General features: G+C 66.1%; 4 protein-coding genes and 1 pseudogene. All 5 read left to right on the top strand.

Annotation, left to right across the window (positions count from 1 at the left end; all coding sequences use genetic code 11):
* Window positions 1-108: 108 nt before the first annotated feature.
* Window positions 109-243, top strand: a pseudogene (locus HLH34_RS18720) (integrase core domain-containing protein); the annotation flags it as partial.
* A 163-nt stretch (window positions 244-406) separates the two neighbouring features.
* Complete coding sequence (locus tag HLH34_RS18715) at window positions 407-613, top strand: hypothetical protein (RefSeq protein ID WP_183121080.1); 207 nt, start codon at window positions 407-409, stop codon at window positions 611-613.
* A complete protein-coding gene (locus HLH34_RS18710) occupies window positions 610-3,063 on the top strand; it encodes an AAA family ATPase (protein WP_183121079.1) in 2,454 nt (817 codons plus the stop codon). Before HLH34_RS18715 ends, HLH34_RS18710 begins: the two co-directional genes overlap by 4 nt.
* A gap of 131 nt (window positions 3,064-3,194) precedes the next feature.
* On the top strand, window positions 3,195-6,416 hold the full coding sequence (locus HLH34_RS18705) for an ATP-binding protein (RefSeq protein WP_183121078.1): 3,222 nt from the start codon (window positions 3,195-3,197) through the stop codon (window positions 6,414-6,416).
* A gap of 182 nt (window positions 6,417-6,598) precedes the next feature.
* Window positions 6,599-8,404 (top strand): hypothetical protein, encoded by a 1,806-nt coding sequence (locus HLH34_RS18700; RefSeq protein WP_183121077.1) that lies wholly within the window; start codon window positions 6,599-6,601, stop codon window positions 8,402-8,404.
* Window positions 8,405-8,511 lie beyond the last annotated feature (107 nt).

Genomic DNA, 8,511 nt, shown 5'->3' with positions numbered 1-8,511 from the left:
CACCGCCAAGGCCGGTCTCCAGTTCCGCTTCGCTCCACCTCCGACCGACCTTGGCGACGGAGGTGCTTATGCACTAACAGTCACAGCGGACTACCCGGTGGGGGCTGCTCAGTCATCGACGCCTGGCGGGCCGACTACAACGCCATCAGGCCCCACACCAGCCTCAATGGCATGACGCCAGAGACTTTCGCCCAACACGCCAACAAGGCATACAGCAACCCACAGACCCTAACTCAGAACTGAGGGCATGTTGGGGGCAGGGTCATCAGGGCCCAGACTAAGTTCACATTCTTGGTAAGATTGAATCCGTGCTCGCTTGGCTGATCAGGTATTTCGAAGTTACATTCTTTGGAGGCTGATCTTGTGGACTACTCCAGCGGGGCGGCGATGGGTGGATTGAGACAGCGTGGAGCTTTCTGATCAGCTTGAACCTGGGGGCGAGCAGATTCGCGTGACGACCGTCGCCGGCGCGGTCTTGTCTTCCTTCTTCGACGAACTCGCGCGGGTCGACGACTTCGGCGAGTGTGCGGAGCAGCTCAGAAAGCTCGTGCTGGTCGACGGCGTGTTCGCCGAGCTGGCTGTACGAAACGCCCTCTTCCCGGACTCGCAATGATCCGCATCCAGCAGATCTCGATCCGCGAGTTCCGCGGCATCCGCGACCTGACGCTGATGCTTAACGGCGAGAACTTCGCCGCCTGCGGGCCGAACGGGACAGGCAAGAGCGGGATCGTCGACGCGATCGAGTTTGGACTCACCGGGAACATCTCGCGCCTGTCGGGTCGAGGCACCGGCACCCTTTCGGTCAAACAGCACGGTCCGCACGTGGACTCGCAGAACAAGCCCGATCTCGCGACGGTCACGATCGACGTCACCATCCCTTCGCTCAATGGCAAGAAGGCGTCGATCCGCCGGTCGGTGAAGGGTCTCAACGCCCCGACGATCACGCCGGCCGATCCCGACGTCCTCGCGGTCTTCGAGCAGGTGAAGGCGCATCCCGAGTTCGTGCTGTCGAGACGCGAGCTCATACGGTTCGTGCTGTCCGAGCCAGGCGACCGAGCCAAGGAGGTCCAAGCCCTTCTCCAGCTCGGCGACGTTGAGAAGCTGCGGGTGGTGCTGCAGAAAATTGCGAACGCCTACGCGAGGGAGCTGAAGCCGCTCGAACGGTCCGAGGCCGAGGCAACCCAGCTTCTCAGGACCGCGCTCGGGCTGACCCAGGTCGGCAAAGCCGCGATACTTGATGCGGTCAACCCAAGGCGGGCGATACTGGGGCTTGGTCCGCTCGACGACCTCCTTGCCACCACGTCGCTCGTCGACGGACTCGCGACCACCGGGACAGGTGGCGCCCGGTCGCGCGTCATCAAAGTCCAGGCCGTCGAGAACATCGCTGCGCTACAGGAGGCGCTCGCGGCCCTGACCGCCTCGACGGTGTCCGCAGAGTGCGCGGCGATCGCGGCATCGCTGACGGAGTTGGCCACCGACCCGTCGTCGATGAGCGGCGTGAAGGAAGAGGGTCTGCTCACGACGGCGCTCGACCTCTACGATGGCGAGCACTGCCCGGTGTGCGACAAGGCGTTCGACGAGGAGGGCTTCGTCGCCCATCTTCGGGGCAAGCTGTCTCACCTCGCGGACATCTCCGCGCGGAAGCGCGCGATCCAGGAGTGCGTGGCGCCCGTTCTGGACCTGATCCGGGAGGCCGGGACGGCGATCGCCGCCACAATCACGGACTCGCAGGGGTTCACGCCGCCATTGGAGGTGAAGGCCTTGGGCGACTTCAAGCAGGTGCTTCTGGGTCGCTACCGGCAGCTGGAGGCGTTCCTCCCGATCAAAGACACGGTGGCGGTGCTGGGCGTCGCCAACAGCGTGCCTGATCTGGATGCGGCGATCGGGACGGTGTCCGCGGCGGTGGCGGCCCTGCCGGAACCCAGCGTGCAGGACGCGGCCCGCGACTTCCTGACGGTCGGGCAGGAGCGGCTCGACCAGTTCCGCAGGGCCGGTCAGGCGCTCGCCGTCGGCAGGGCGAGGGCCGAGCGCTCCGCCAAGGCCTTCGAGATATTCGGCGACACGACGACGAAGGCGCTGGAGAGGACCTACGAGGAAGTCCAGGACGAGTTCGCCGACTGCTACCGCGTCATCAACAGTGACGACGAGTCCGGCTTCACCGCTGCCTTGCTCCCGTCGATCGGCAAGCTGGCGTTCGACGTCGACTTCTACGGCCGCGGCAAGTTCCCGCCCGGCGCCTATCACAGCGAGGGTCACCAGGACGGGATGGGGCTGTGTCTGTACCTCTCGTTGATGAAGCATCTGCTGGGCACCGGTTTCACGTTCGCGGTGCTCGACGACGTGCTCATGTCGGTCGACAAGGGCCACCGCCGCGAGGTCTGCACGCTGCTCAAAGACCGGTTTCCGGATACGCAGTTCATCTTCACGACGCACGACGACGTGTGGCTGCGGCACATGCGGGCCGAGGGCATCATCAAGTCGAAGGGGCTAGCTCACTTCCGGACCTGGACGGTCGAGACCGGACCAACGGAATGGACGAACGCGTCGGTGTGGGAGGAGATCGACGCCCATCTCGCCCTGAACGAGGTCAGCAAGGCCGCCGGTATGCTGCGGCGTTTCCTGGAATACTACGCGGCGGAGACCTGCCATCGGCTGCGCGCGCCGGTGGAGTTCAGGGGGGACGCCCAGTTCATGCTCGGCGACACGATGCCCGCGGCGATCGGTGAGTTCGGGAAGCTGCTCAGGAAGGCGAAGGACGTCGCAAACTCGTGGGGGCAAAGCGACGTCGTCGCGGCCATTGTTGCGCGCGAGGCAGATTTCACGGCGGCCAAGCAGGCGACGAACGTCGATCAGTGGCAGGTGAACACCGGCGTGCACTACAACGCTTGGGCGGACCTCGGGAAAGGCGACTTTGCTCCGGTCGTCACGGCCTTCCGCGCACTCGTCTCCTCCTTCGAGTGCCCGACTTGCGAGCAGATGTATTCGGTCACGCCCGAGCGCGGTCCCAAGGGCGGCGTCCGGTGCCAGTGCGGGGCGCTGAACCTCAATCTGGTCGCGAAGTGATTTGTGCAGGATCGGTCGGGGCATGCCGGCGCAGCGCCGCCCGGGACGTCGGCGTGTTTTAGGCTGCAGCCAGCGGCGGCGTCCGTTGTCAGGACTGGTTTCAGACCGCAGTATGTTCTAGATTCGTTCGCATGAGCGACGACCGGATCAAAGACGGCGCGGGTGAGCCCGCGGCCGGACGCCCGACGCCTACGGGGTTCATGCGCAAGCTGCGGCCGGAGCTGTATTCCGACACGGTGAACCGGCCGCTCTACATCCTCGACCGGTCCATGCTCGAGTTCCAGCTCGAGACGATGACCTCGCGCAACGAGCACCAGCGTTTCGAGATATTCTGCCGCAAGCTCTGCCAGCGGGTGATCTGTCCCAACATCCGCCCGCAGAGCGGGCCTGAGGGCGGTGGCGACGGCAAGACGGACGCCGACACGTTCCCGGTTGCGGAGGCGATCGCCGACCTCACTTACATCGGCAGCCCCGGACCTGGTCGAGATGACTGGGGCTTCGCATTTAGCGCCATGAAGGACTGGAAGCGGAAGGTCGTGAAGGACGTCGAGGGGATCGCCGGCACGGGCCGTAAGCTAGAGCGCATCTACTTCGTCACGAGCCAGCCGGCGCGCGCGGCCGACCGCGCCCGCATCGAGGCTGAGCTCAAGCAGGCGCACGGCATCCCGGTGAAAATCCTCGACCGCGCTTGGATCGTCGAGGAGGTGATCGACCACGAGCGCAAGGACATCGCGCACGACTACCTCGGTGTTGGGCGGATGGTGTCCGACCCGATGCGCATGGGACCGGAAGACTATTCGAGGCGCCGCCGCCTCGACGACATCGAGCGCGGCCTTGCCAATCCGTCGACGTTTGCAGGCATAGAGCGGCAACTGGTGACCGAGGCGATAGTTGCCGCCCAGCTGTCGCGCAACCTGGAGCTGCCGCGCCACGAGACCGAGGGCCGGCACGCGCGGGCGATCCGCCTCGCGGTCAAGCACGGGTCGGCGCGCCAGCAGCTGGAGGCCCGCCACGACGCGCTTTGGACCGCCTTCTGGTGGTTCGACGACGCGGCGGCGGTGTCCGACGGATATGGGACCATCGAGGCCGAGGCGCTGGGCGCGGACCATGCCCGCAACATCGAGTTCCTGGTCCAGCTGCACCAGCTGCTCGTCAACGCCGTACTCTACCGCATGCAGGCGGCGAAGGAGGCGGACCTGTCGGCCCGTTCGGACCGACTCGAGGCCGCCCTCGTGGCCATGACGCGCGACGAGCACCGGCCCAACCATCAGCTGGAGGCGCGGACATCGCTGGCAGTCGTCAGGCTCGGACGCTACTTCGCCGAGGGCCGGATGGACGAACTGCCGGGCGTCTGGTCGGAGTTGGGCTCGATCCTGGACGAGGCGTCGGGGCTCGCGGAGTTCGACGCCGACCGGCTGGTACGGCTGATCGAGGTCGTGGCCATGCCGGCGGGGCGCGACCCGACCTACCGCGCCGTCGGTGAGCGCCTTGCCGACTTCGTCGCCAAGCGGACGTCGGACGCACAGGGCGCTCTTATCCTGCTCCGCCAGGCGCTCAACCTCGATGACGACGAGAAGTCCGAGCGCATCCGCCTCTTCGGCCGCGCGGCGGTCCATCTCGCCAAGCGGGAGCATGCCGAGCAGCTCATCGAGGCGCACCAGCACCTCGCCATCGCCTACCGCGGCGCCGACCTCTTGTGGGCGGCCCGCTCGTCCATCCTGATGGCGGCCGCCGGGCTGGCGGCCGAGGGGGAGGAATCGAGCGATCTCCCGGTCGGCTTCATCCCCACGGTCAAGATCTGGGCGTGGATCGCCCTGCAGCTCCGCCTCGTGCCCGAACTGCTGTTGGCGGTCCGCCTACTCAGGATGTCGTCGGGCACATTGCCGTTGGACGAAGACTCCAAGGACCGCGTCGCGGAGGGCCTGCAGGAGATCGACCTCGCCTTCGGTAGCAACATCCTCAACATGGACGACGGTGAGCTCCGCTCGCTTTCCGCCCTTCCGGATGAGCTGAGTGCGGCGGGGCTGCCGATGTCGCGGATCGCCCTGCTTTACGCCCTCGGCTATGAGGACACGCTTCGCGAGGACGGGAGCATACCGGACGAGATGGCCGAGCGGCGTGCTGGGGAGTTCTTCGCGCTGATGAAGGCGCAGCCCGTTTCCGGGCAGCTCTTCGGCCGTCTGATCCTGAACGCGCCCACCGGACAGGTCATCGAGACCTGCATCTGCGGCCTGACCGTCGAGGTCGCTGCGCCCGGGGACGATGCGGGGACCGTCACCGCCCAGGCCGTTGTGGCGGCGTTCGAGGCGATGCTGGCGACGATGATCGAGGACGGTGTCGGGGCGCACACCGAGCGGTTCCGCGTCGACATCGTCGAGACCGACGAGGAGGAGCCGAGTGTCCGGACTGATCCCAAGGCGATGCGCTCGCTCGTCGCGTGGCCGCGCTCGCTCCCGGTCTCGGATTTCGCACGCCAGCCGGATGTCGGGGCGTTCCTGATGCGGGTGGTCGGTGAGGCGATGGCGGTGACCTTCGTCCTGCCCGAGCTCAAGGACACGATGGAGCGCCTCGTCGCGAAAGGCAGCGCGCACGATCGCGTGTCGAGCATCCTTGCCTCCCTGAGCGCGCTTCACCGGATCGTCGGTCGGCCAGTCGTCCGCCTCGATCAAGCCGTGAAGGACTATCCGATGCGCGACCGTCCGGCAGTGGCCGACATGGAGCGGCCGGCGGGCGGTGGCGATGATGAGGACGTTCTCGCTGGGCCGAAATCCGGCGACGGGCGTCCGACCGTTGGCCGTCACCGCGGCATGAAGGTGCAGTCGGTGATCGATGTCCACAGCTGGGACGAGGCGCGGTGGAAGGGCATCCTGTATGCGAGCTACGGCGACGATGTGCCACCGATCTTCGCGCTGACGTTCACCAACGCCGCGGGCGCCCGCCGGATCTTCGAGCGTTGGCGGGAGCGGTTCGGGACGAAGGACGTGAACCACGACATAAACATGTCGATCATCCGCAACCTGCCCGGCTACCCCGCCTCGCATTACGCGGTCCAGATCACGAGCCGCCGACCGGACGATGGTTCGTGGGAGCGCGGTGTCCTCTACCAGACCGTGAACCGCGTCCACGTCATGGAGCCGGCGGACAACACGAACCTCGAGACGTTCCTCTCCAAGCGCCGCGCCGCCGGCTGCTTCATGCTCGCCCCCGCCGTCCTGTCGGCGGGGCAGCCGGACATCCTGACCGACCTCGTGATCCTTAAGCGCGACATCAACGTCGTCGATGCGGCCGATGTGGCCGAGCACGACATCGAGAACGTGGCGCTCGAGATGATTGCGCGACGCCGCGACGGATGAGCTTCGGTCGTGCAGTGTAAACTTGAACCGTTCGATCTCTCCCCAGGCGCCCTCGGCCGCGCGGCTACCGATGGTGCTGGAGGACCGGTTCCGCAACGCACTGCTCACCTTCGACGATGACGTGGGAAATGAGTTTAAGGTGATTTCAGAAGGGCCCTTTCTTCGTTCGGCAGGCGGCTGCGATGAATATTAAGATCGATGAACTCGGCGAAATCCATTTCCGCAGGCCCGGGATGACTGGCCGCGAGGTCAAGGCCGGGGACATCGACCGCGAGGCCTTGCGGACCGCCTCGATCGCCGAGGCGCACGCCGCCATCGAGGCATTTCCGCGCCACCTCGAGCGGATTCTGGAAATCCTGCGTGCCTGCTTCCCGCCGCACGTCCTGGCGACGATTTCGAGCTGGAGCATGACCCACAAGGCCGGTCCTGATGGCGTCGCCGTCGACGGGGTCATCGCCGGCCTGGAGCAGCACCACGTAGAGCTGCTCCAGGCGATCCTGCTGCGGATGGATCGCTGGGAATGGGGCGTCGAACGCGCGTCGTATCAGCAGATCGGAGAGATGATGGGCGAGTTGAAGGCCCTGGCATCCGCGTTCCAGCGCCGTCGCGCGCTGGAGGTCGACAAGGTCAGCTCCGATCCCGAGCGTCTCGCGGTGGCGCTCATCCAGGAACGGCTACGCGACCAGACGCAGATGATCCGCAACTGGGGCTCTTACGACGAGATGGTCCGCATCGTGCGCGACTTGCACGCCCCGCTGGACGACGGGTTCCGATCGCACCACGGCTTCGGGGCGACCGAACTCGTCGATGTCGCGAGCGGTCTTGTCAACATGATCCAGCAACGCCTCTCTGATCGGCTGACCCTGCTCGACGGCATCATGCGAGGCCGTACCCGTAAGGCGATCGTCCACGCCTACTTCGAGCGATACGACGGGGTCGATGGCGTCCCGGAGGAGTTCCTGGCCTCGCTGTCGCCCAAGACGACGCTTCGGCAGTTGCGGATGATGCTGCACGAGCACGCATCGACCGGGCTGATGTTGGAGTTTGTGGTCGATCCCGGCGATCTCGCCGCGCGGATCGGCATATCGACACAGGTGGTCGAGAGCGTGTTCGCCGCGATAGGCCTGGTCCCTGGCGTGCTCCGCTCGAAGGAGCCGGAGCACCTGTTTCTCGACAACCCCGTATGGAAGCGGCCGGCTATAAGGGACGGCGCAGAGTTCCTGCTTTTCCTTCCCCAAACCATCGTCGGGTTCCTGCCTGGCCTACTTAGGGAACTCGCTGCCGAGGCGGGGCTGGGGAGGCGGCTCGAGCGACGGCGCGCGCGATATCTGGAGGAAGAGACGGCGCGTCTCATCTCCGTCGCGCTGCCCACCGCGCGCGTGCTGCCCAGTGTGAAGTGGTCATGGAAGGGCGTGCGTTACGAGACGGACGTGATCGCCGCCGTCGACAAGGTGGTGGTGATCGCCGAAGCCAAGTCGGCGGTCCTGACTGACGCTGCGCTCCGCGGCGCGGTGAACTCAGCGCGCAAGCACGTGAAGGACCTGCTCGTCGAACCCGCGATCCAGTCGGCACGCCTCCAGGATATCCTGCGGGCCGCCGGCGAGGGCGAGGTCGAGGCGATGGCAGTCGTGGCGTCACTCGGCTTGGGGATCGACGCCGCCGACATCGAGCAAACCATCCGGTTGTCCGTCACGCTCGACGACTTCGCGACACTCGCCTCCGCCCAGGTTGAGCTGAAGCGTGCTGGCTGGCTCCCGGACACGCTGGTGCAGCCAGCGACGATGACGCTCGCCGATCTGGGCACCTGCAGCGACATCCTTGATCGTCCCCTGTTCTTCCTGCACTACCTGATCGGCCGCGCGCGCATCCAGAGGGTCGCGCCCGTATTCGGCGACGAGCTCGACTACCTCGGCACGTATCTCAACTCGGGGCTCGATCTCGTCGAAGTGGCGGCCGGGACGCACAAGGGCATGTTCAACCGGATGTGAGCAGCCCCCACCGGGTAGTCCGCTGTGACTGTTAGTGCATAAGCACCTCCGTCGCCAAGGTCGGTCGGAGGTGGAGCGAAGCGGAACTGGAGACCGGCCTTGGCGGT

The sequence above is a fragment of the Gluconacetobacter azotocaptans genome (assembly GCF_014174355.1).
Classification (GTDB): domain Bacteria; phylum Pseudomonadota; class Alphaproteobacteria; order Acetobacterales; family Acetobacteraceae; genus Gluconacetobacter; species Gluconacetobacter azotocaptans.
Note: the sequence above shows the minus strand (reverse complement) of the source record. Positions and strands in the feature narration are given on the sequence as shown.

What these genes read in the sequence shown, in the direction of transcription:
- HLH34_RS18710 (WP_183121079.1), top strand. Translation starts at nt 610, where the DNA reads ATGATCCGCATCCAGCAGATCTCGATCCGCGAGTTCCGCGGCATCCGC.
- HLH34_RS18705 (WP_183121078.1), top strand. Translation starts at nt 3,195, where the DNA reads ATGAGCGACGACCGGATCAAAGACGGCGCGGGTGAGCCCGCGGCCGGA.
- HLH34_RS18700 (WP_183121077.1), top strand. Translation starts at nt 6,599, where the DNA reads ATGAATATTAAGATCGATGAACTCGGCGAAATCCATTTCCGCAGGCCC.